The sequence below is a fragment of the Streptomyces azureus genome, assembly GCF_001270025.1.
Lineage (GTDB): Bacteria > Actinomycetota > Actinomycetes > Streptomycetales > Streptomycetaceae > Streptomyces > Streptomyces azureus.
The window spans coordinates 1-19,624 of record NZ_DF968361.1 but is presented as its reverse complement, the minus strand read 5'-3'; the positions used below and the strand labels follow the sequence as shown (position 1 = coordinate 19,624).

18 protein-coding genes and 2 pseudogenes are annotated in these 19,624 nt (G+C 72.6%); 9 read left to right on the top strand and 11 right to left on the bottom strand.

Annotation, left to right across the window (positions count from 1 at the left end):
- Positions 1–13: 13 nt before the first annotated feature.
- Both helR and AOQ53_RS48175 read right to left on the bottom strand, forming a co-directional pair.
- Positions 14–2,170, bottom strand: a complete 2,157-nt coding sequence (gene helR, locus AOQ53_RS28765) for an RNA polymerase recycling motor ATPase HelR (RefSeq protein WP_059421669.1) — start codon at positions 2,168–2,170, stop codon at positions 14–16.
- A gap of 124 nt (positions 2,171–2,294) precedes the next feature.
- Positions 2,295–2,780 carry a GH32 C-terminal domain-containing protein gene (locus tag AOQ53_RS48175; protein WP_167745774.1) on the bottom strand — a complete coding sequence of 162 codons (486 nt, stop codon included), beginning with the start codon at positions 2,778–2,780 and terminating at the stop codon, positions 2,295–2,297.
- Between the two features lie 151 nt (positions 2,781–2,931).
- On the opposite strand from AOQ53_RS48175, the gene AOQ53_RS28760 reads away from it, so the two are divergent.
- Complete coding sequence (locus AOQ53_RS28760) at positions 2,932–3,861, top strand: Gfo/Idh/MocA family protein (protein WP_059421667.1); 930 nt, start codon at positions 2,932–2,934, stop codon at positions 3,859–3,861.
- Here AOQ53_RS28760 and AOQ53_RS28755 read toward each other — a convergent pair.
- Positions 3,842–4,729: a GNAT family N-acetyltransferase gene (locus tag AOQ53_RS28755; RefSeq protein WP_059421664.1), complete on the bottom strand. Its 888-nt coding sequence runs from the start codon at positions 4,727–4,729 to the stop codon at positions 3,842–3,844. The genes AOQ53_RS28760 and AOQ53_RS28755 overlap by 20 nt on opposite strands.
- Before the next feature lie 283 nt (positions 4,730–5,012).
- Between AOQ53_RS28755 and AOQ53_RS41770 the strand changes: the two are divergent.
- Together AOQ53_RS41770 and AOQ53_RS28750 are read left to right on the top strand one after the other, a co-directional pair.
- Positions 5,013–5,231, top strand: a pseudogene (locus AOQ53_RS41770) (beta-1,3-glucanase family protein); the annotation flags it as partial.
- Between the two features lie 100 nt (positions 5,232–5,331).
- A complete protein-coding gene (locus AOQ53_RS28750; RefSeq protein WP_078945556.1) occupies positions 5,332–6,471 on the top strand; it encodes a PP2C family protein-serine/threonine phosphatase in 1,140 nt (379 codons plus the stop codon).
- A 65-nt stretch (positions 6,472–6,536) separates the two neighbouring features.
- Here the strand turns inward: AOQ53_RS28750 and AOQ53_RS28745 are convergent.
- Positions 6,537–6,760 (bottom strand): annotated as a pseudogene (locus AOQ53_RS28745) (chaplin).
- Positions 6,761–7,161: 401 nt separating this feature from the next.
- Between AOQ53_RS28745 and AOQ53_RS28740 the strand changes: the two are divergent.
- The gene (locus tag AOQ53_RS28740; protein ID WP_059421662.1) at positions 7,162–7,368 is read left to right on the top strand and encodes a hypothetical protein; all 207 of its coding nucleotides are present in this window, start codon (positions 7,162–7,164) and stop codon (positions 7,366–7,368) included.
- Positions 7,369–7,425: 57 nt separating this feature from the next.
- Here AOQ53_RS28740 and AOQ53_RS28735 read toward each other — a convergent pair whose 3' ends face one another.
- Positions 7,426–7,917 carry a DUF5709 domain-containing protein gene (locus AOQ53_RS28735; protein WP_059421693.1) on the bottom strand — a complete coding sequence of 164 codons (492 nt, stop codon included), beginning with the start codon at positions 7,915–7,917 and terminating at the stop codon, positions 7,426–7,428.
- Between the two features lie 160 nt (positions 7,918–8,077).
- On the opposite strand from AOQ53_RS28735, the gene AOQ53_RS28730 reads away from it, so the two are divergent.
- Positions 8,078–8,260: a hypothetical protein gene (locus AOQ53_RS28730; RefSeq protein WP_059421661.1), complete on the top strand. Its 183-nt coding sequence runs from the start codon at positions 8,078–8,080 to the stop codon at positions 8,258–8,260.
- On the opposite strand, the gene nicT is transcribed toward AOQ53_RS28730, so the two are convergent.
- The 5 genes from nicT to AOQ53_RS28705 form a co-directional block, all read right to left on the bottom strand.
- Positions 8,250–9,410 (bottom strand): Nickel transporter NicT, encoded by a 1,161-nt coding sequence (gene nicT, locus AOQ53_RS28725; RefSeq protein ID WP_059421660.1) that lies wholly within the window; start codon positions 9,408–9,410, stop codon positions 8,250–8,252. The genes AOQ53_RS28730 and nicT overlap by 11 nt on opposite strands.
- 165 nt (positions 9,411–9,575) lie before the next feature.
- The gene (gene prcB, locus AOQ53_RS28720; protein ID WP_059421659.1) at positions 9,576–10,424 is read right to left on the bottom strand and encodes a proteasome subunit beta; all 849 of its coding nucleotides are present in this window, start codon (positions 10,422–10,424) and stop codon (positions 9,576–9,578) included.
- 90 nt (positions 10,425–10,514) lie between these two features.
- Positions 10,515–12,008: a hypothetical protein gene (locus tag AOQ53_RS28715; RefSeq protein ID WP_059421658.1), complete on the bottom strand. Its 1,494-nt coding sequence runs from the start codon at positions 12,006–12,008 to the stop codon at positions 10,515–10,517.
- Between the two features lie 158 nt (positions 12,009–12,166).
- Positions 12,167–14,524 (bottom strand): glycoside hydrolase family 65 protein, encoded by a 2,358-nt coding sequence (locus tag AOQ53_RS28710; protein ID WP_059421657.1) that lies wholly within the window; start codon positions 14,522–14,524, stop codon positions 12,167–12,169.
- On the bottom strand, positions 14,521–15,258 hold the full coding sequence (locus AOQ53_RS28705; protein ID WP_059421656.1) for an HAD family hydrolase: 738 nt from the start codon (positions 15,256–15,258) through the stop codon (positions 14,521–14,523). Before AOQ53_RS28705 ends, AOQ53_RS28710 begins: the two co-directional genes overlap by 4 nt.
- A gap of 119 nt (positions 15,259–15,377) precedes the next feature.
- Here AOQ53_RS28705 and AOQ53_RS28700 point away from each other — a divergent pair, with 119 nt between their 5' ends.
- The 4 genes from AOQ53_RS28700 (at position 15,378) to AOQ53_RS28685 (ending at position 18,028) form a co-directional block, all read left to right on the top strand.
- Positions 15,378–16,037, top strand: a complete 660-nt coding sequence (locus AOQ53_RS28700) for a nucleoside/nucleotide kinase family protein (protein ID WP_059421654.1) — start codon at positions 15,378–15,380, stop codon at positions 16,035–16,037.
- Between the two features lie 45 nt (positions 16,038–16,082).
- Positions 16,083–16,694 (top strand): hypothetical protein, encoded by a 612-nt coding sequence (locus AOQ53_RS28695; protein WP_059421652.1) that lies wholly within the window; start codon positions 16,083–16,085, stop codon positions 16,692–16,694.
- Between the two features lie 111 nt (positions 16,695–16,805).
- Positions 16,806–17,315, top strand: a complete 510-nt coding sequence (locus AOQ53_RS28690; protein WP_059421651.1) for a GNAT family N-acetyltransferase — start codon at positions 16,806–16,808, stop codon at positions 17,313–17,315.
- Between the two features lie 11 nt (positions 17,316–17,326).
- A complete protein-coding gene (locus AOQ53_RS28685) occupies positions 17,327–18,028 on the top strand; it encodes a maleylpyruvate isomerase family mycothiol-dependent enzyme (RefSeq protein WP_059421649.1) in 702 nt (233 codons plus the stop codon).
- A gap of 7 nt (positions 18,029–18,035) precedes the next feature.
- Here the strand turns inward: AOQ53_RS28685 and AOQ53_RS28680 are convergent.
- On the bottom strand, positions 18,036–19,624 hold a 1,589-nt coding region (locus AOQ53_RS28680), incomplete at its 5' end, for a hypothetical protein (protein ID WP_059421648.1).

Here is a 19,624-nt window from a genome sequence, read left to right as displayed (position 1 = left end):
GGCCGGAGCCATGTCAGGAACTCGTGAGGACGACGAGCTGCCGGGTCGCCCGGGTCATCGCGACATAGTGGTCGACCGCGCCTTCGATGCCCGTGCCGAAGTCCTGCGGGTCGACGAGGACGACCAGGTCGAACTCAAGCCCCTTCGACAGTTCCGGGGTCAGCGAACGGACCCGGGGCGAAGCCGGCCGGAACCCGGGATCGCCGATCACACAGGCGATCCCGTCGGCGTGTGCGGCGAGCCAGGTGCCGAGGACCGAGTCCAGCTCCGCGGTGGAACCGTGCACGACGGGTACGTCGCCGCTGCGGATGGAGGTCGGCACGTTGGCGTCCGGGAGCGCGGCCCGGATGACCGGCTCGGCCTCCGCCATGATCTCCTCCGGCGTCCGGTAGTTGATGCTCAGTGAGGCCAGGTCGACCCGGTGGAACCCGACCCGCGCGAGTCGTTCCCGCCACGACTCCGTGAACCCGTGCCGGGCCTGGGCACGGTCCCCGACGATGGTGAAGCTGCGGGACGGGCAGCGCAGCAGCAGCATCTGCCACTCCGCGTCGGTCAGTTCCTGGGCCTCGTCCACGACGATGTGCGCGAACGGGCCGGCCAGCCGGTCCGGGTCGTCGGCGGGCAGGGCGGACTCGTCGACCAGGGAGTTGCGCATGTCCTGTCCGTGCAGCATGACCAGCACCCCTTCGCCGTCGTCGTGGGTGTGGGCCTCCAGCAGGTTGTCGACGACCCTGTCCATGCGTTCGCGTTCGGCGGCGACGGCGGCGGCGTGCCGGCGCTTGCGCCGTGACGCCTCCGGGTCGCCGAGCCGCTGCCGTGCCGCGTCCAGCAGCGGCAGGTCGGACACCGTCCAGGCCTGGGGATCATCGCGCTGCAGTTTTCGCACGTCGTCGCGGCTGAGCCGGGGAGCGCACATCCGCAGATAGGCCGGTACCGACCACAGGTCTCCGACGAGATCGCTCGCCTCCAGCAGCGGCCAGGCGCGGTTGAAGGCCGTGAGCAGGTCCCTGTTCCGCGACAGCGACCTGCGCAGCAGGGCGGTCGGCGCGTCGCCCTCGTGCTTGTCCTCCAGGATCGTGAGCAGTTCCTCCCAGACCTGGCCGCGCGCATCGTTGTGCGGGGTGCCGGGTTCCGCCGCCGCGAACGCCACGAGCCAGTCCTCGGCGCTGAGCCGGATGTCGGACCAGTGGGTCGTGACCGTCATCCCCTCGGTGGGCGGCTCCTCGTAGAACGCGACGGCCTTCTCGATCGCCTTCACCATGTCCGCCGACGACTTCAGGCGCGCCACGTCCGGATCGGTCTCGACGGCCGCTTCGGCCCCCTCGGTGACGAGGTCGCGCAGGATGCAGGTCTGCACGCCCTCCTCGCCGAGGCTGGGCAGGACATCGGAGACGTAGGAGAGGTAGGGCCGGTGCGGGCCGACGAACAGCACGCCGCCCCGGCGGTGGCCGAGCCGGGGGTCGGAGTAGAGGAGATAGGCGGAGCGGTGCAGGGCGACGACGGTCTTGCCCGTCCCCGGACCGCCGTCGACGACGAGGGCGCCCCGTGAACCGGCGCGGATGATGGCGTCCTGGTCGGCCTGGATGGTGCCGAGCACGTCCCGCATCCGGGGCGAGCGGTTGCCGCCCAGGCTGGCGATGAAGGCGGACTGGTCGTCGAGCGCGGCGTGCCCGACGACTTTGTCCGCGGTGAACACCTCGTCCCAGTAGTCGCTGATCCGGCCGTCCGTCCAGCGGTAGCGGCGGCGGCTGGCCAGGCCCATCGGGTTGGCGTGGGTGGCTCCGAAGAACGGCTCGGCCGCGGGGGAACGCCAGTCGACCAGCAGCCGGCGCCCCTCGCTGTCGGTGAGGCCGAGTCGTCCCACGTACACGGGATCGGGGTCGTCCACGCCGGCCATGTGCCCGAGGCACAGGTCCAGGCCGAAGCGCCGCAGTGCCCGCAGGCGGGCGGTCAGCCGGTGGATCTCGGCGTCCCGGTCCATCGCCTGCCGGCCCTTCCCGCCGGGCGCCTTGCGCTCGGCGGCCAGGCGGTCGGACAGCTCGGCGATCGACTGTTCGAGACAGGCGGCGATGGCAGCGAAGTGCCGCTCGTCCCGGGCGATCAGCGCCGGGTCGGCTTTGTGCGCGAGGCGGTCGGGAAGGTCGAACGCGCTGGTGGTCAGGGGGGTCACGTCATGCTCCCGTATCCGCAGGTCCTGGTAGGCCGGACAGTCTGCGGCACACAGGGGGCCTTGCCGCAAGGCCCCCTGTGTGCTATAGGTTGAGAGTGGCGAGGAGAGTTCTCCTTGCCTTTCTTCATTTTCGCCTCATGGATCCGCTCGCCGAGGTGCGCGGACAGGTCGAAGACGACACGACGGTACTGCTCGACGCCGCGGCCGGTCGCCTTGGCCAGCACCTTGGGCGCGGACGACGGGTGTGTCGTAGGCGCCGTTCATCCGCCAGACGTCCAGCTCCAGGACGCGGGCGGCACCTCCGTCGGTGGTCAGGCGCAGGCCGTCGGAGGCTTCCCGGGTGCGGTAGACCCGGCTGGTGACTCCGGCATCGAGGGGTCGAGGGGTCGAGCAGGACCCTCCACCGCAGTCTCCCGCCGTCGAGTTCGACGGTTCCGCCGTGCACACCCTTACGGACGTCCGGGTCGAGGCTGGAGCGGCCGCGGTCGACCGAGAAGCGGCGTTCGGCGGTGCCGTAGGACAGCAAGGCCTGTTCGGCACCGCCGGCGCAGGCCCGGACCGCCAGGGTGATGCCGCGGGCGTCGCGCGGCGAGGGCGGCCTCGGCTGCACGGTCAGTGCGTGGAACCTGCGGCTTCACACCGTGCGGTCCCTGGCTGCTGACCGGGCTCCCCGGCGGCCGGTCCCGTGTGACACGCTCTTCGCCGAGCGGTCGGCCGGAACCGGCCGCCTGCGGTTTCAGGCAGCATGGAGAGGCGACGGCATGCGCATAGGACTGCTCGGCACCGGACCCTGGGCGCAGCTGGCCCACGCACCCGCGCTCAGCGGGCATGACGGGCTCGACTTCGCCGGTGTGTGGGGGCGTCGCCCGGAGGCCGCCAAGGAGCTGGCCGAGCGGCACGGTGTCCGGGCGTACGACGACGTGGACGAGCTGTTCGCCGACGTGGACGCGGTCGCCGTGGCGCTGCCTCCGGACGTGCAGGCCGGGCTCGCAGTGCGGGCGGCGCGGGACGGGTGTCATCTGCTGCTCGACAAGCCCCTCGCGCCGACGGTGGAGCAAGGGCGGGCCGTGGTCGAGGCGGCCGAGGAGGCCGGGGTCGCCTCGGTCGTGTTCTTCACGGCCCGCTTCCAGCCCGAGCCGGAGGCGTGGATCGCCGAGCAGGCGGCGGTGCCGGGGTGGTTCACGGGGCGGGCGCAGTGGCTCGGGGCGGTGTTCACCAGCGAGAGCCCCTTCGCCACGCCGTGGCGGCGGGAGAAGGGCGCCCTGTGGGACGTCGGCCCGCACGCCCTGTCCGTGCTGCTGCCGGTGCTGGGCGACGTGCGGCGCGTGACGGCGGCGGCGTACGGCCCCGGGGACACGGCGCATGTCGTCCTCGACCACGCCGGTGGCGCGTCGAGCACCCTCACGCTGAGCCTGACGGCACCGCCCGCCGCGTCCGGTGCCGTCGTGGAGCTCCTCGGGGAGGCCGGGGCCGCGGTCCTGCCGGAGAGCTCCGACGGAGCGGTTCCCGCCCTGATGCGGGCCGCGGACGCGCTGCTCGCCGCCGCCAGGACCGGCCGCCCGCACGCGTGCGACGCGGCGTTCGGCCTGCGGGTCACGGAGATCCTGACGGCGGCCGACGAGCTGCTGAAAGACGCCGGGCGTCGGCCCCGCAGGACGGCCGGCCCGGTTCCTACACCAGGTCGAAGTTGAGCCGTTCCCTCACCACCGGGAAGCCGGCCTTGGCGAAGTTCGCGGCCATGGGGAAGTTGCCCTGGTCCGTGGCGGCGGCGATGAAGTCCGCGCCCTGGTCGGCCAGGAAGTGCGTGCACTCGGCCAGGAGGTCGTAGGCGTAGCCGTGGCCGCGCTGGTCGGGCAGGACGCCGATGAAGGCGATGCACGGGCCCGAGGGGTTGTGGGCCGGGATGTGGATGCCGGCCATCTCGCCCTTCGGGGTGTACGCGACCTGCCACCACTCGCGTGGTGAGGGGCACCAGTGGAAGAAGTCGAGTTCCTCCTGGGCCGCCTGGTCGAGTCCGCCCTGTTCGATGGCCTTCAGCGCGTGGACGTCCAGTGTGACGGAGTGGATGCGGCGCAGCGCGTCGAAGAACACGGCGTCGTCCGGTTCGCCGCGGAAGGTGAGGCGCCCGGGCCGCTCGGGCAGGCCGTGGTCGGGGGTCCACCGGTACAGCAGGCGTTCCACCAGGAGGTCGTAGCCGGCCTTCCGGGCGGCGGTGAAGCGGGTCTCGGCCGCGGCGCGCAGGGCCGGGTCGTCGCGCCAGCCCGCGGGCAGGTTCAGTTCCAGTTCCACCTGCCAGGGGGCGGAGCGCAGGAGTGCGGCGCCCGCCTCCTCCTCGCCTTCCGCCACGTCGAACCAGTTGAGGCTGAGGGGCTCGGTGTCGTCGGGGCCGCCCCACCAGGCGCCGCGGGCCACGACCCTGCCGTCGCGCAGGGCCACCCGCTTCCAGTCGGGGCGATGCCGGGTCAGCCGGTGGCCCTCACGGGCGCCCAGCGGATCGGGCAGGGGGTCGAAGAGATCGGCGTCGCTCGTGTCGAGCGCGCGGATGACCACATCGGTCACGGAATTCCTCCGGGATGCATGGTGCGGAGAGCGCTCCCGGTGAGGTCAGTCGAGGCACGCCGGGACGAGGAGCAGGGAGCGCTGGAACGGTGTGAACTGCACGGCTCTGCCCTCCTTCCACCGGTCTCGGGGCGTGACGCCGACACGCTACGGGATCACCGACTGACCGTCCAACGCCTTTCCGACGCGGCTTAAGTGGCCCTTAAGAGCCGGTCAAGCGACCGTCAGGACGCCCAAGTAGCGGCTTCAGCAAGGGGTTTCGGCATGACAGACGGGTTGGCGGGCCGCTTTCAACCGCTCGACGCTGGTGGGCTCCGCCGCCCAGCCCACGACCGGCCCCGCGTCCTTCTACCGGACCGGCCTCACCAACCACTACGCCAAGGCCATGCACGCGGCCGCGCGGGACGGCAAGGCGTACGGCTTCGCCTTCGACGACGTGGCCGACTTCGCCTCGTACATCCAGGACACGGCGCCGACGGGGCTGCGGCTGACGCTCACGCCGTTACAGCAGGCGCGCACGCCCCGCCTGCCACCGCTGACCGCCGCCCCCGGTGACGCGGGCCCGGAGTGCGGCGCCCGGTGGGGCGTAGCAGCGTGGTGGTGTGAGCAGAGCGCGCGCCCGGCTGCCGCGCCGGGACGGGGACCGGGACCAGGACCGGGATCGGGACCTGGACCGGCGGGGCTGGCTGCGCGGCGCACCGCCGCCGGTCTGGGCGCGGCTGCTGCCGTCCGTACTGCTGGCGGGCGTGTGCACGGCGGAGCTGGTCAGTCCGGTGCCGCTGGACGTCGGCTTCCTGCTGGGCGCGATCCCGCCGCTGGCCGTGCTGGCCCACGGGCCGGTCGTGACGGCGGCGCTCGGCGCGTCGGCGGTGTTGGTGCTGACGGTTCCCGTCTTCCGTCTGGACAACCCCGGCAGCACCGATCTGCTGACCGTCTGCTTCGTGGCCGCGCTGAGCGTGCTGCTGTCGTTCGTGCGCAGCAGGCGTGACGCGCAGCTGGTGACGGAACGAGCCGTCGCCGAGGTCGCCCAGCGGGCGGTCGTGCCGCCGCTCCCGGAAGAGGTCGGGCCGGTGCGGTGCGCGGGCCTGTACCGGGCCGCGCAGAGCGGGACGCTGGTCGGGGGCGACTTCTTCGACGTACGCGCGGGCCCCTACGGCGTACGGGCGGTCATGGGCGATGTGCAGGGGCACGGGCTGTCGGCGGTCGCCACGGTCGCGTCGCTGCTCGGGGCGTTCCGGGAGGCGGTGCTGGACCAGCCGGATCCGGAGGCGGTGGCGGCCCGGCTCGACCGGAGGCTGGCGGTGGACTCCGCGGACGAGCCGCACGCCGAGTTGTTCGCGACGGCGGTACTGCTGGACTTCTCCGCCGACGCGGGTGTGGTGCGGATCATGGCGTGCGGGCAGGCCGGGCCGTTGCTGCTGCGGGACGGGCGGACCATCGAGCTGGACGTCGAGCCGTGCACGCCGCTGGGGCTGGGCCTCGCCGAGGTCACTCCGCCGAGGGTCGTCTCGGTGCGGCTGCGGGCCGGTGACCGGCTGTTCCTCGCGTCCGATGGTGTCACCGAGGCCAGGGACGCCGGCGGGGTCTTCTATCCCCTCGCCGAGCGGCTGCCGGGCCTCGCCGACGAGGATCCGGCCGCGCTGGCCGAGCGGGTGTGGACCGACCTCGTCCGGTACTGCCCGGACGTGCGGGACGACGTCACGATGCTCGTCCTCGCGCCCCGCCCGCGGCGCGGTCCCTGACGGCGGCCGGCGGCGGCCCGCGGTGTTTCGCGGGCCGCCGCCGTCGTTGCCGTACGACCGGTGCGTCAGTCCTTGATCGTGCACTTGTTGCCGAACGCCGGGTTCAGCAGGCCGATCACGTCGATCGAGTTGCCGCAGACGTGGGCATCGACGTTGAGGGGGTCTGCACGACGTTGCCGGAGAGGAAACCCGGGCTGTCAGTGGCGATGCCGACGCGGCCCGAGTCGGCGCTCGCCGTACCGGCGCAGGCCAGGAGGGCGGCGCAGGCCAGGCCGACAGCGGCGGTCACACGTGTGCGCTCCTGTCAGCCGGAGGGACACGTGTGTCCACCGTCGCCCGGGCCACGGCACGGCGACATCGGTGAGCGTCCGAACGGGGGGCTCGGGGGTCTGCGGGCTGTTCTCTGGCGGGTCTGCCGACGGGCTCCGCGGGGACTCCGGGTGACTCGCGGCGGGGTTGCGGGGGCTCGGCGGGACCTCCGGCCGACTTCCCCACCAGACTCCCGGCCGGACTTCCGGCACGGGTCCGTGGGGTTCTCAGCAGGGCTTTCGGCACGCTGTCGGTGCCGGTTCTCGTGCGGTGGCGCGGGCTCTCCGGATGCACGCTGGGCTCGCGCGTTGAATGGTGATAGCGGACCCGTTTTTCAGCACCGGGGCCGCCCCAGCGATCCGGACCCTAGGAGCAGAGAACATGTCGACGTCACAGCCCCACGCGTCCCGGCCGCCCGAGGACCGCACCACCCCGGACCGCCTGCTCCACGCCCGCACCGGCACCGACGTGTCACCGGAGGACCTCGTCCTCGCCTCGGGCAAGGACCTCACCCCGCACAACCTGGAATGGGCCAAGCGCAAGCTCGCGGCGGAGGGCCCGGCCGCGCTGGAGAAGCTGCTGCCGTAGCCCTTCCCCGCGGGACGTCACGCGCCATGGACTCCGTGACGCGTGACGCCGCGCGGGTCACACCCTGTCGTCGCCCTCCGGCAGGTCGCCGTCGTCCTCCACCACGTGTACCGCCGCCTCCTCCGCACCGGCCGCGCCCCCGTCGATGCCGATGTCCGTCGCGACGGTCTCCTTCGTCGTGTCGGGATGGGCGCCCTCGTCCGGGGCGACCAGGCGGCCCGCACGGACCGTGCCCGCCTCGGGATCGACCGGTTCGCCGTCACTGTCGGGGCTGTCACCCACGCCGTCCCCGGTGGGCTCGGCGGACACGTCGGGGACCTCCTGGGAGAGGCGCTCGTCGAGCGTCTCGCCCTCGTGCTGCTCGGCGGCGGTGGTGCCGCGCTTGGTGACGCCGAGCGGCTTCTCCGGCGGGGAGTAGCCCTCGTCGAGGGTGTCGTCGTAGGTCCGTTCGTCGACGGCGTCCTGGAGGTCCAGCGGCGCGGCGTCCTCCTGCTCCTCGTTGCTCCCGGTGGGCTGGTACACATCGTCCGCCATCGGTTCGGGGCGCATCGGTTCCGTGCCCATCACTTCTGCCTCCCTGTCGCGCTGCGTCGACTCGTTCGTCTCAGGTGCCCGTTCCGCGTTTCCCGTTACGCGGGCTCTAACCCCGGGGGATGCCGTCGGGGCGCCCGCGCGCGCTGCTGCATCTTCGCCGTCGGGGAGGGTGTTCATGGCTGATGAGGGCCTGGATGGGGACGGCGACTTCGTCCGGCGGTCCGAGCGCGTGGCGCGGGTCGGCTGGATCGCGATCGCCGGAGTGGCGGCGGTGCTCGGCACCGTGCTGGTCGCGGTGGCCGTCGTCCTGATGGCGGTGGCCCTCGCCTTCGGATACGCCCTCGCCGTCATGGACTGACACCGCGCCCCGGCCGGACCAGGTCACCCGTCCACTTCTCCTCGATGCGCCCGAACCTCCACACCAGAAGCGCCACCACCCAGGTGGCGACGAACAGGGCCACGACGACGTAGCCGAGGACGTTGAGGTCGAGGCCGGAGATCCAGTCCCAGAAGGGGCCGTGCAGGCCGAGCCGCTCCACGAGCAGGCCGAGGAGTTCGGCGGTCCCGATGAGCAGGGCCACGGCGACGGACAGGCCGGTGATCGTGAGGTTGTAGTAGACCTTGCGGACCGGCTTGGAGAAGGCCCAGCCGTAGGCGAAGTTCATGAACGAGCCGTCGAGGGTGTCGAGGAGGCACATCCCGGCGGCGAACAGGACGGGCAGGCACAGGATCGCGTACCAGGGCAGGCCGGAGGCGGCGCCGGAGCCCGCCAGGACGAGCAGGGCGATCTCGGTGGCGGTGTCGAACCCGAGGCCGAAGAGGAGGCCCAGCGGGTACATCTGCCCGGGCTTGGAGACCGACTTCATGACGCGGCCCAGGAGGCGGTTCATGAAGCCGCGGTTGTTCAGTTGCTCCTCCAGGGCGGCCTCGTCGTAGCGGCCCGAGCGCATGCCGCGGAACACCTTCCAGATGCCGGCGAGGATGACGAGGTTGACGGCCGCGATGAGGTAGAGGAACGTCCCTGAGACGGTCGTACCGATCAGGCCCGTGACGTCGTGCAGCACGGAGCCGTCGTCGCGGACCGGCCCGGCCAGGGTCTTCACGCCGAGGGTGAGCAGGAAGGCCAGGACGAAGACGACACTGGAGTGGCCGAGGGAGAACCAGAAGCCGACCGACAGCGGCCGCTGTCCCTCGCCCATCAGCTTGCGGGTGGTGTTGTCGATGGCGGCGATGTGGTCGGCGTCGAAGGCGTGCCGCATGCCGAGCGTGTACGCGGTGACGCCGATGCCGACGCCGAAGGTCTGGGTGCCGATGGCGCGGTGCTCGGGGGCGACGATCGCGACGAGGGTGAACCAGCCGATCACGTGCAGGGCCACGATGACCGCGGCCATCCCCCCGGCCCTGGTCCACTCCTGCCGCGTCATGGAGGTACGGACGCGGTGCCGGGCCGTGCGCTGCACGGAAGCCGGGGCGGGGAGGGACGGAGTGGACTCAGGGGCGGCCGTCATCGGGGGGAGGTCCTTCTGTCGGACGGACGGCTGCGGGAAACAGCCTCGCGCCATCCTCCAGTACCTGCAAGTCATGTGCAGTAAAGCCCGCGACAGGTCTTGTCCATGGAACCGAAAACTCCGCGGGACGGAAACTCCGCGGAGCCGGGCGCCCCGCGACGGGTGTCACACCGCGGCGTTCGGTCCGTCCGGCCGGCTGCGGCGCTGCTCGACCATCTCGCGGCCGAGCCCCTCCGTCTCCGACTCGGGAAGCCGCTCGAAGCCGTCCTCGGTGATGACGGACACGACGGGGTAGATGCGGCGGATGATGTCAGGGCCGCCGGTCGCGGAATCGTCGTCGGCCGCGTCGTACAGCGCCTGGAGCGCGGCCAGTGCGGCCTCGCGGCGGGACATGCCCGGACGGAACAGCTTCTTCAACGCGCCGCGGGCGTACGGCGAGCCGGAGCCCTCGGCGTGGAAGCCGAACTTCTCGTAGCGGCCGCCGGCGACGTCGAAGCCGAAGATCCGGCCCTGCCGGCCCTCGGGAGCCGCGGGGTCGTAGCCGGCGAGCAGCGGGACGACGGCCAGGCCCTGCATGGCCTGGCCCAGGTTGCCCCGGATCATCGTGGCCAGCCGGGTCGCCTTCGCGGCGAGGGTCATGGGGACGCCCTCGACCTTCTCGAAGTGCGTCAGCTCGACCTGATAGAGCTTCACCAGGTCCAGCGCGAGCCCGACGGAACCGGCGAAGGCCACCGCGGTGTGGTCGTCGGCGGGGTGCACCTTCTCCAGGTCGCGTTGGGCGATCAGGTTGCCCATCGTCGCCCGCCGGTCGCCCGCGATCAGCACGCCGTCGCCGTAGGTGAGGGCCAGCACGGTCGTGCCGTGCGGGGCACCCTCGGCGCGGACGCCGTCCGGGAGGATCCGGCGGGTGCCCAGCAGCTCGGGGCGGTGGGCCGCCAGGAACTCGGTGAAGGACGAGGAGCCCGGTGTGAAGAACTCCTCCCCCAGCCGGCCCTCGTGGTCGCTCCCCGCCATGGCGTTCCCCCCTCGCCCGTAACCGTCAACCGACTCCTACCTAACGGGCCGGACTGGAAACGCGAGTTGGGGCAGGAGCGCCGTGCGGCGTCAGGGGCCGGACCGCTGCGCGGGCGGTGCGACGCGGACGTCCAGGTCCGAGATCCGGTGGACGGGCCAGGTGCGGGCGTAGCGGGGCGGGGTGCCGCCGGCCGGTGCGATGTGGGCGACCGGAAGACGGTCCGCGGTGCGCAGGATGTCCGCCGCCGTGGTGTTCTCGTTGTGGCCGGCCGTCGCGCCCGAGGAGCAGCCGGTGTAGTAGCCGATCGGGATGGCCTCGTGGCCGGTGAGCAGGCAGGGCGGGCGGACACCGAGGCGGTGCAGCTCGCCGGCGGTGCGGTCCCAGTCGCGGCGGCTCTCGGTGTTGCGGGACACGGCGCCTTCCAGGACGGCGATCTGCACCGCCAGGTGCCCGGCCAGGCCGAGGGCGACCAGTGCGGCGGCCACCGGCCGCCACTTTCCCCCCGGGGTCCTGACCAGGTGCCACAGGGCGTCGGCGACCGGGATCGCGAGCAGCGCGTAGGCCGGCTGGAGGAATCGGGGCGCCGCGTAGCCGATCATGAACAGGTACGGCAGTGCGGCCGTGGCGGCGCAGGCCAGGGGGATCAGGGTGCGTCCCAGGCGCCGGGCCCGGGCCGCGACGACCAGGCCGAGGCCGGCCAGGACGGGCAGGACGAACCACCAGACGGTGACCAGGGGGTTGGGCATCGGCACGGTGCACGGCCGGCACAGGGCTCGTCCGCCCAGGCTGCGCAACTGGTCGTCGACGGCGATCTGCCAGCCCAGTCCGCCCTGGATGCGGGAGGCGTCCGACAGCCGCTGCCCGAGGCCGCCGTGGCCGACGTAGGCCTCGATCACCCACGGGACGGCGCCGGCCGCGAGGCCTGCCGCGAGCGCGAGGAGGAGTCGCCAGTGGCGGCGCACCAGGGTGAGGACGAGCAGCGGCACGGTCACCCAGACCGCGTCGGTGGGCCGCATCCACGCCATGAGGGCGGCACCCGCCGCGATGCCCCACAGCGCCGCCCGGGCGGAACGGTCCGCTCGGGCCCGCAGGAAGCAGCCCACGCTGATCAGGGCGCCGATCGCGACCCAGTAGTTGGGCATGGCCTGCGGACCGTAGAAGAGGGTCACCCACAGGGAGGCGAAGAGGGCGCCGCCGCCGACCAGGACCCGGGTCGGGAACAGGCCCCGCCATGCGCGCAGCGCGAGGAAGAGGGCGAGGCCGGACAGCAGGGCGAGGTAGACGCGCAGCAGCGGGACGGACGACGACCAGGACGCGACGGGCGCCACGAGCAGGGAGACGCCCCGGGAGCGCGGTGCGCTGAAGAAGGCCGCCGGGGTGTGCGAGGTGACCTGGCTGACGTAGACGATCTCGTCCCAGCCGAGGCCGAGGACGGGCCGGACGAGGACGAGCTGCGCGAGGACGAAGACGGCGGCCACCGCGGCAAGCGGTCCGTTGACGCGCGTCCCGCGGGTGGCGCCCGACGCGTATGCCTGTTCGCGTCTTCGCATACGAACGAGGATGGCGTTCGCGCCGTTGGACATCGTCCACCCCTTACCCCTACGCGCGTAGGGCAGCTGCGACCTCCACGGCACGCAGGCCGAAGGTGGAGGTCTGATGATCAGAAAACATGGCCAAGCTAACCCGCGGGGTGGGGACGTGCAGAGCGGAATACGGCCAAGTGCCTGACGCGATCCGGAGGTCAGCGGGCGTTCGGGGCGCGGTGCGGTGGCTGGCTCGGGGCCGGACGCTGCGTCAGCGGGGGAACGGGGCGGCTGACGGGGGCGTCCTCACGCACCGTCACCTCGGTGCCGTGGTGACGAATCGTCAGGGGTGGGCCCGAGCGCAGGGTGTACGTCGCCTGCCCGGCGGTCAGCTCCACTCGCAGGCACCGGCCGAGGAACCCCACCGAGAAGGCCAGCCGGCTGTACCTCTCGGGCAGGCGCGGCGCGAACCGCAGGCCGCCGTCGGCGCACCGCATGCCGCCGAACCCGGCGACCAGCGCCATCCAGGTGCCGGCCAGCGAGGCGATGTGCAGTCCGTCGCGGGTGTTGTGCTCCAGGTCTCCGAGGTCCATCAGGGCGGCCTCGGCCGTGTAGGCGCAGGCCAGGTCCAGATGGCCGGTCCGGGCGGCCATGACGGCCTGGACGCAGGCCGACAGGGAGGAGTCCCGTACGGTCAGCGGCTCGTAGTAGGCGAAGTTGCGGGCGATCTGTTCCTCGTCGAAGTACTCCTCGAAGAAGCTGCCGCAGCTGTACATCGCCAGGACCAGGTCCGCCTGCTTGACGACCTGCTTGCGGTACAGGTCGAAGTACGGGAAGTGGAGCATCAGCGGGTACTGGTCCGGGCCGGTGCGGTCGAAGTCCCAGCGCTGGTAGCGGGTGAAGCCGGCGTGCTGTTCGTGCACGCCTAGTTGCTCGTTGTAGGGGACGTGCACGGCCTCGGCGGCGTCCCGCCAGGCGGCCCGCTCCTCCTCGTCGGCGCCGAGCCGGGCCGCCTCGTCGGGGTGGCGTTTGCAGGCGTCGGCGGCGGCCAGCAGGTTCGCCCGGGCCATGAGGTTGGTGTACGTGTTGTCGTCGGCGATCGCGCTGTACTCGTCCGGTCCGGTGACGCCGTCGATGTGGAAGACGCCCCGGTCGTCGTGGTGGCCGAGGGAACGCCACAGGCGGGCGGTCTCCACCAGCAGCTCCACGCCGGCCTCGCGCTCGAACTCCTCGTCGCCGGTGGCCGCCACGTACCGCACCACGGCGTCCGCGATGTCGCCGCCGACGTGGAAGGCGGCCGTGCCGGCCGGCCAGTAGGCGGAGCCTTCCGAGCCCTCGATGGTCCGCCAGGGGAACGCGGCGCCGCGCAGGCCGAGCTGGGCCGCGCGCTCCCGGGCGGCGGGCAGGGTGTCGAGGCGCCAGCGCAGGGCCTCGGCGGCCGCGGCCGGCGCGGTGTAGGTCAGCAGCGGCAGCACGAACGCCTCGGTGTCCCAGAAGGCGTGGCCGTCGTAGCCGGAGCCGGTGAGTCCCTTGGCGGGGATGGCGCGCTGTTCGGCGCGGGCGCCGGCCTGGAGGACGTGGAAGAGGGCGAAGCGGACGGCCTGCTGGATCTCCTCGTCGCCGTCGATCTCGACGTCGGCGCGCCCCCAGAAGTCGTCGAGGCAGGCCCGCTGGTCCTTCAGGAGCCCCCACCAGCCGCTGTGCGCGGCCGCCGCCAGGGCCGCCTCGACCTGATCGCTCATCGCGGGCCGGGAGCGGGCACCGGACCAGCCGTGCGCGACCAGCTTCTCCACCCGCAGCCGCTCCCCCGGCTCCAGGACTGAGGTGATGGTCAGCCGGGCCACGTCCACGTTGCTCTCGCTGCTGGTCGTGGTCCGTTCCGGGCCGGTGACGAGGTGGTCGGCGGCCACGGCGACCCTGAGGCCGCTGCGCCGGGTGCGGTGGACCAGGCGCAGCCGGCTGCCCGAGGCGAGGTCCTCCTCCGGTTCCAGCGGCGACTTCAGCGCCCGTGCGGCGCGCGGGTCGCCGTCGTCCGGCCCGGGCAGGCTCTCGTTGGCGACGAGCTCCGACTGGACGACCACGCGGGTACGGCTGTCGACGGGCTCCACCTCGTACGCCACGGCGGCGATCGCCCGCTGGGTCAGGGACACCAGCCGCGTGGAGCGCACCCGGACCGTCGAGCCGGCCGGGGAGGTCCACTCGCAGACCCGCTCCAGGACGCCACGCCGTAGGTCCAGGGTCCGCTCGTGGGTGACGAGGCGCCCGTAGCGCAGGTCGAACGGCTCGTCGTCGACCAGCAGGCGCAGCACCTTGCCGTTGGTGACGTTGATGGACGTCTGGCCGGACTCGGGGTAGCCGTATCCGGCCTCGGCGTACGGCAGCGGGTGCAGTTCGTGGACGCCGTTGAGGTAGGAGCCGGGCAGGCCGTGCGGTTCGCCCTCGTCGAGGTTGCCGCGCCAGCCGACGTGGCCGTTGGACAGGGCGAACACGGACTCGCTCTGTGCCAGGACGTCGAGGTTGAGCTCCGTCTCGCGCACCGTCCAGGGTTCGACGTTGTACGCCCGCTGTGTGATCACTCCGTGTCCCCCAGTTCGGCGAGGTCCTTCACCACGACGTCGGCGCCGTGCGCGTACAGCGCGTCGGTCTGTCCCACGCGGTCGACGCCGACGACGTATCCGAAACGGCCCGCGCGGCCCGCGTCCATGCCGGCCAGGGCGTCCTCGAAGACGGCTGCTTCGGCCGGCTGGACCCCGAGGTCCTCGGCGGCGGCCAGGAACGTGTCGGGGTGCGGTTTGCCGGGCAGCTTGCGCTCGGCGGCGACCACGCCGTCGATCCGTACCTCGAAGAAGTGCTCGGCGCCGATCGAGCGCAGCACGTCCCGGCAGTTGGCGCTGGAGGAGACGATCGCGGTGCTCAGGCCGTGGGCACGAACCGCCTCCAGATAGCGCAGGGTGCCGTCGTAGGCCTCGACGCCTTCGGTGCGGATCTTCTCCAGCACCAGCTCGTTCTTGCGGTTTCCGAGTCCGTGCACGGTCTGCGCGCCGGGTGGGTCGTCGGGGTCGCCGTCGGGCAGGTCGATGCCGCGGGACGCGAGGAAGGTGCGCACGCCGTCGGCGCGTGGCCGGCCGTCGACGTACTCGTCGTAGTCGGACGCGTCGAACGGCCGGAATTCCGCGCCGTCGCGCTCGCGCAGGAAGGCGTCGAACATCTCCTTCCAGGCGGCCGCGTGCACGACGGCCGTCTTGGTGACGACGCCGTCGAGGTCGAAGAGGCAGGCGTGGATGTCTTCGGGGAGTCCGAGCTGCGTCATACAGGACCGGTTTCCCGTCCGGTGGTGTTCCAGTGAGTGGCGCACGCCACACACGGCGGCGCGGGGTGGTGCGGGGCTCTCGGCGCCCGAGCCCGGACACGGGTGACACACTCTCTTCTGTGCCGCTCACCTTCGACGACCTCGTCCACCGTGCCCGCGCCCTGTCCCGGGGAGGCCGCCGCGCGATCCTCGGCATCACCGGCAGCCCCGGCGCGGGCAAGTCGACGCTCGCGGAGCACCTGGTCCGGGACCTGAACGGATCGGGCGCCCCCTGGGTCGCTCATGTCCCCATGGACGGCTTCCACCTGGCCGACGCCGAACTGGAGCGGCTCGGCCTCCGCGACCGCAAGGGCGCGCCCGACACCTTCGACGCGGCCGGCTACGCGGCCCTGCTGGCGCGCCTGCGCGAGGAGACACACGCCGACGACATCGTCTACGCGCCCGGCTTCGAACGGGTCCTGGAGCAGCCGCTCGCGGGCGCGATCCCGGTGCCGCCGACGGCCCGTCTGGTCATCACCGAGGGCAACTACCTCCTCCTGAACACCGGCGCCTGGGCCCGTGTCCGCCCCCTCCTCGACGAGGTGTGGTTCTGCGAACTCCCCGAGCCGGAGCGGGCCCGCCGACTGGTCGCCCGGCACGAGCAGTTCGGCAAGACACGCGAGGAGGCTCAGGCCTGGGTGTCCCGCTCGGACCAGCCCAACGCCGAACTGGTCGCGACGACCCGGGGGCGGGCCGACCTGGTGGTGCCGGAGTCGGCACTGCCGCGCGTTCGGGCGTGAACTATTCGCACGACCAGGCATCGGTCGCGCGCCTAGGGTGCCCGCATGGGCTTGGACATCACGGTGCTGGCAGTCGACTGGAAGCGGCTCGAAAGGACACCCTTCGAGGAGCGGTACGCGTTGCTCGAGGACGCCGCGCTGCCCGGGGACGAGCTCGACTGGGACGCGGAGCCCGAGCGGGGCTGGGTGTGGCCCGCCGCGTCGAGCGTGCCGTGGTGCGGCCGGTACGAGTTCCACAGCACCACCGGCTCCTACAAGCCGCACTTCTGGGCGGGGCAGGCCTGGGAGGACGTGCGGGAGCATGCCGGGCCTGAACAGCGCGCGCACCTGGACGCGTTCCTGCAAGGCCTGATCTGGGACAACGGCACCGGCACCGAGGACGACACGGTCTGCGGCCTGTTCGCTGCGGACCCCGACCCCTGGCATCGTCGGCTGCTGCTCGCCTGCCCGCCCGCGACCGTGTCCGCGCTGGCCGGTCACTGGGCACGAGCCGAGCCCCTGCTGGAGAGCCTGCGCGAGCCGTACGGCGTGCATGCCGCGTGCCCCGGGCGGTGGATCGAGGACTTCGACGAGTTCTCGGTGCTGTTGCGGGAGTGGGGCGTGGTGGTGACGGAGGCCGGTCGGCGCGGGTGGGGGCTGATCGGTCTGCCGTTGTGACGCCCGGCATGCCGGTCCCTCAGGCGTCCGAGAGGGCGAGCAGCGTCACGGGGTTCACCTGTGCCCATAATCCGATTCCGGGCCGCGCCGCGATGAGGCATGATCGGTCGTATGATCAGGTCCGCCACAGTGAACGACGTCCCCGAGATCCGGGCCATGATCCGCGAACTCGCCGCGTACGAACGGGCCGCCGAGCAGGCCCGGGCCACCGAGGAGCAGCTGCGTGAGGCGCTGTTCGGTGAGCACCCGGCCGCGTACGCGCTGATCGCCGAGGACGACGGCACGGGTGAGGCCGTGGGCTACGCCCTGTGGTTCCCGCGCTTCTCGACCTGGACGGGCACGCGCGGCATGCACCTGGAAGACCTTTACGTACGGCCGCGGGCGCGCGGCGCGGGACACGGAAAGACCCTCCTCGCCACCCTTGCCGCGACCTGCCGGCGCAACGGCTACGACCGCTTCGAGTGGTGGGTCCTGGCCTGGAACACACCGACGATCGACTTCTACAAGTCGCTCGGGGTGGAACTCCTGGAGGAGTGGAAGGTGTGCCGGCTCAGTGGTGAGCCCCTCAGGGAACTCGCCGCTCAGGCACCGGACGCCGTGAACCCCGCCTCCGACGTGTAGGAGAGACACCCGTGCGAGTCCCCGTGACCGAGGTGATCGACGCCCACCGTGTGCTGGCACGCCTCGTCGACCCGCTCGACGACGAGCAGGTCCGTGCGGCGTCCGCCCTCCCCGGCTGGTCGCGCGGGCATGTCCTGGCCCATCTCGCCGACAACGCCCGGATGTTCGCCCGTCTCGCGGAACACGCCCTGCGCGGAGAGCTCGTGCCCGCTTATGACGGTGGCGTGGACGAGCGCAACGCGATCATCGAGGCCGGCGCGGGCCGCAGTGCGGCCGGTCACCGTGCCGAACTTGCTGCCCGGAACGCCGAGTTGGAGTCGGTCTGGGCGCGTCTCGGCGACGCCGACTGGGGGCGTCCGGTGACGTTCCGCAACGCGGACATCGCCGCGACGGTCTACGCCCGCTGGCGTGAGGCCTGGATCCACATGGCCGATCTGGACCTGGGCGTCCGGCCGGAGGACTGGCCCGCCGAACTGGCCTGTCACGCCATCGACTTCCTGCTGTGCCGGCTGCCGGCGGGCACGGGCGTGCGCGCCGAGGACGTGCTCCGGGAATGGTCCGTCGGCGACCGCACCGGCACGGTGGTCACCGGGCGGGTGCGCGACCTGGCCGCCTGGATGGCCGGCCGCACACCCGCCACGTCGCCGGTGGCGGCGGAGGGGCTGCCCGCGCTCGGGCCCTGGCCTCCGCATCCGCCGCAGCGCCGTAGGTGAACCGCTCTCAGGCGTCCGTTCCGCAGGACAGCGTCAGCTCCGGTTCGGCGTTCGCGTCGCCTGCCGCCTCTCCGACCACCGCCGTGAACGCCTCGGTGCGGACCCTGAGGGCCGCGCCCTCGCGTTCGAACGCCGGTGTGAACTCGTCGTCGCCCGGGCCGTAGCGGACCGCGAAGACGTGCAGGTCCTCGGGTGCGCCGGGGGCCGGTTCGGCCTCCAGGGCGGAGGAGGTGACCAGGTGGCGCCAGCCCTCGTCGGGGTTGCCGTAGCCGCGCGGGTCGAGGGCCAGGGCGAACGCCGCCTGTTCCTGGGTTCGTTCGGAGCGGGCGTCGAAGTGGTGGACGTCCTCGGTCTGCGGGTGCGTCAGGCGCAGCGGGCCTGCCGATGCCACCCTGGCCTGCGCCGTGCGGCGCACCCGGTCGCCGGCGTTCTCCGCGTAGGGCAGTCCGGCCAGCAAGTACGGCGTCCCGCCGAGGCGTTCCACGGCCACCGTCGTCCACAGGTGCGTGCCGTCGGTGACGTACAGGGAGCGCACATGGCGCAGGACGTGGTCGCGGCCGACCACCGGCTTGGTGACCAGTTTGGCCTTCAGGAGGCCGGACACCACGTCCCTTACGCGGACCTCCCCCATCGGGCGGCACAGCAGGAAGCCGTCGGCCACCGGCCCGAAGCCGTGCTGGCGATTCACCGCGGCCGGGAGGTAGTACGTGTCGGCCGCCTCGACCAGCGACGGGGTCATGCGGTCGTCGAAGGCCACCGAGACCGTGCCCGCGCGGAGCTGGTGGCGGGCCGGAGCCGGCGACGGGGTGCGGTGCCAGCGCGTGGTGTCCTGGATCTGCCAGACCAGCATCCACGCGAAGTGACCGTCGACACCGCCGTCCGCCTTGCGGGCGTGCCGGGCCCAGCGGCTGTCGCCCCGGTAGCGGCCCAGGTCGGAACCGATGCGGGCGCTGAAGTAGCGCAGACCCAGCACCGACTCGAAGGCGGAGTGCTGCTCGCTGTAGCGCGGGCCGCCGTTGTCGAAGCCGCCGTTCGTCAGACGGGCGTCGATGTAGCGGGCGAGCGCGTCGCCGTCCTCGGCGAAGATCTCCTCGCCACTGACCCGGTGGGCCTGGGCGAGGAAGGACAGGGAGATCGGGCCGTAGTTGTTGTCGTAGGCGCCGCCGTGCTCGGGCGGCAGGAGCGCGCCGCGGTCGCGGACCCGGTGGGCGCGGATCTCGTCCTCGTACAGCCGCATGGCCCGCCGCCGCACCGACTCGCCGTCCGGGGACGGCAGGTGCCGGGCCAGCATCAGACCGCCGACCACGCAGCCGATCGCCTGGTTGCCGGCCTCCTGCGGGTTGAAGAACGTCACCTCCGTCAGCCATCGCCAGTAGCCGTGGGCCACCTCGACGAGCCGGGCGCGCTGTGCGTCGTCGACGAGGCCGTCCGCCGCGTCCAGCACGTTCACCGCCTGGAGCAGGGCCCACACCGTGCTCGGCCAGTCGCCGATGGGGTGCGCGCCGGCCGCCAGGGTGTAGCGGGCGTACGGCAGGCCGGAGTCGCGTGCCTTCAGGTTGGGGTAGCCAGGGTTGTCCTCGGTGTAGACGCGCTCGC

What these genes read in the sequence shown, in the direction of transcription:
- AOQ53_RS28730 (WP_059421661.1), top strand. Translation starts at nt 8,078, where the DNA reads ATGGCTGATGAGGGCCTGGATGGGGACGGCGACTTCGTCCGGCGGTCC.
- nicT (WP_059421660.1), bottom strand. Translation starts at nt 9,410, where the DNA reads ATGACGGCCGCCCCTGAGTCCACTCCGTCCCTCCCCGCCCCGGCTTCC.
- AOQ53_RS28705 (WP_059421656.1), bottom strand. Translation starts at nt 15,258, where the DNA reads ATGACGCAGCTCGGACTCCCCGAAGACATCCACGCCTGCCTCTTCGAC.
- AOQ53_RS28715 (WP_059421658.1), bottom strand. Translation starts at nt 12,008, where the DNA reads ATGTCCAACGGCGCGAACGCCATCCTCGTTCGTATGCGAAGACGCGAA.
- AOQ53_RS28695 (WP_059421652.1), top strand. Translation starts at nt 16,083, where the DNA reads ATGGGCTTGGACATCACGGTGCTGGCAGTCGACTGGAAGCGGCTCGAA.
- AOQ53_RS28735 (WP_059421693.1), bottom strand. Translation starts at nt 7,917, where the DNA reads ATGCGCCCCGAACCGATGGCGGACGATGTGTACCAGCCCACCGGGAGC.
- AOQ53_RS28740 (WP_059421662.1), top strand. Translation starts at nt 7,162, where the DNA reads ATGTCGACGTCACAGCCCCACGCGTCCCGGCCGCCCGAGGACCGCACC.
- AOQ53_RS28690 (WP_059421651.1), top strand. Translation starts at nt 16,806, where the DNA reads ATGATCAGGTCCGCCACAGTGAACGACGTCCCCGAGATCCGGGCCATG.
- AOQ53_RS28760 (WP_059421667.1), top strand. Translation starts at nt 2,932, where the DNA reads ATGCGCATAGGACTGCTCGGCACCGGACCCTGGGCGCAGCTGGCCCAC.
- prcB (WP_059421659.1), bottom strand. Translation starts at nt 10,424, where the DNA reads ATGGCGGGGAGCGACCACGAGGGCCGGCTGGGGGAGGAGTTCTTCACA.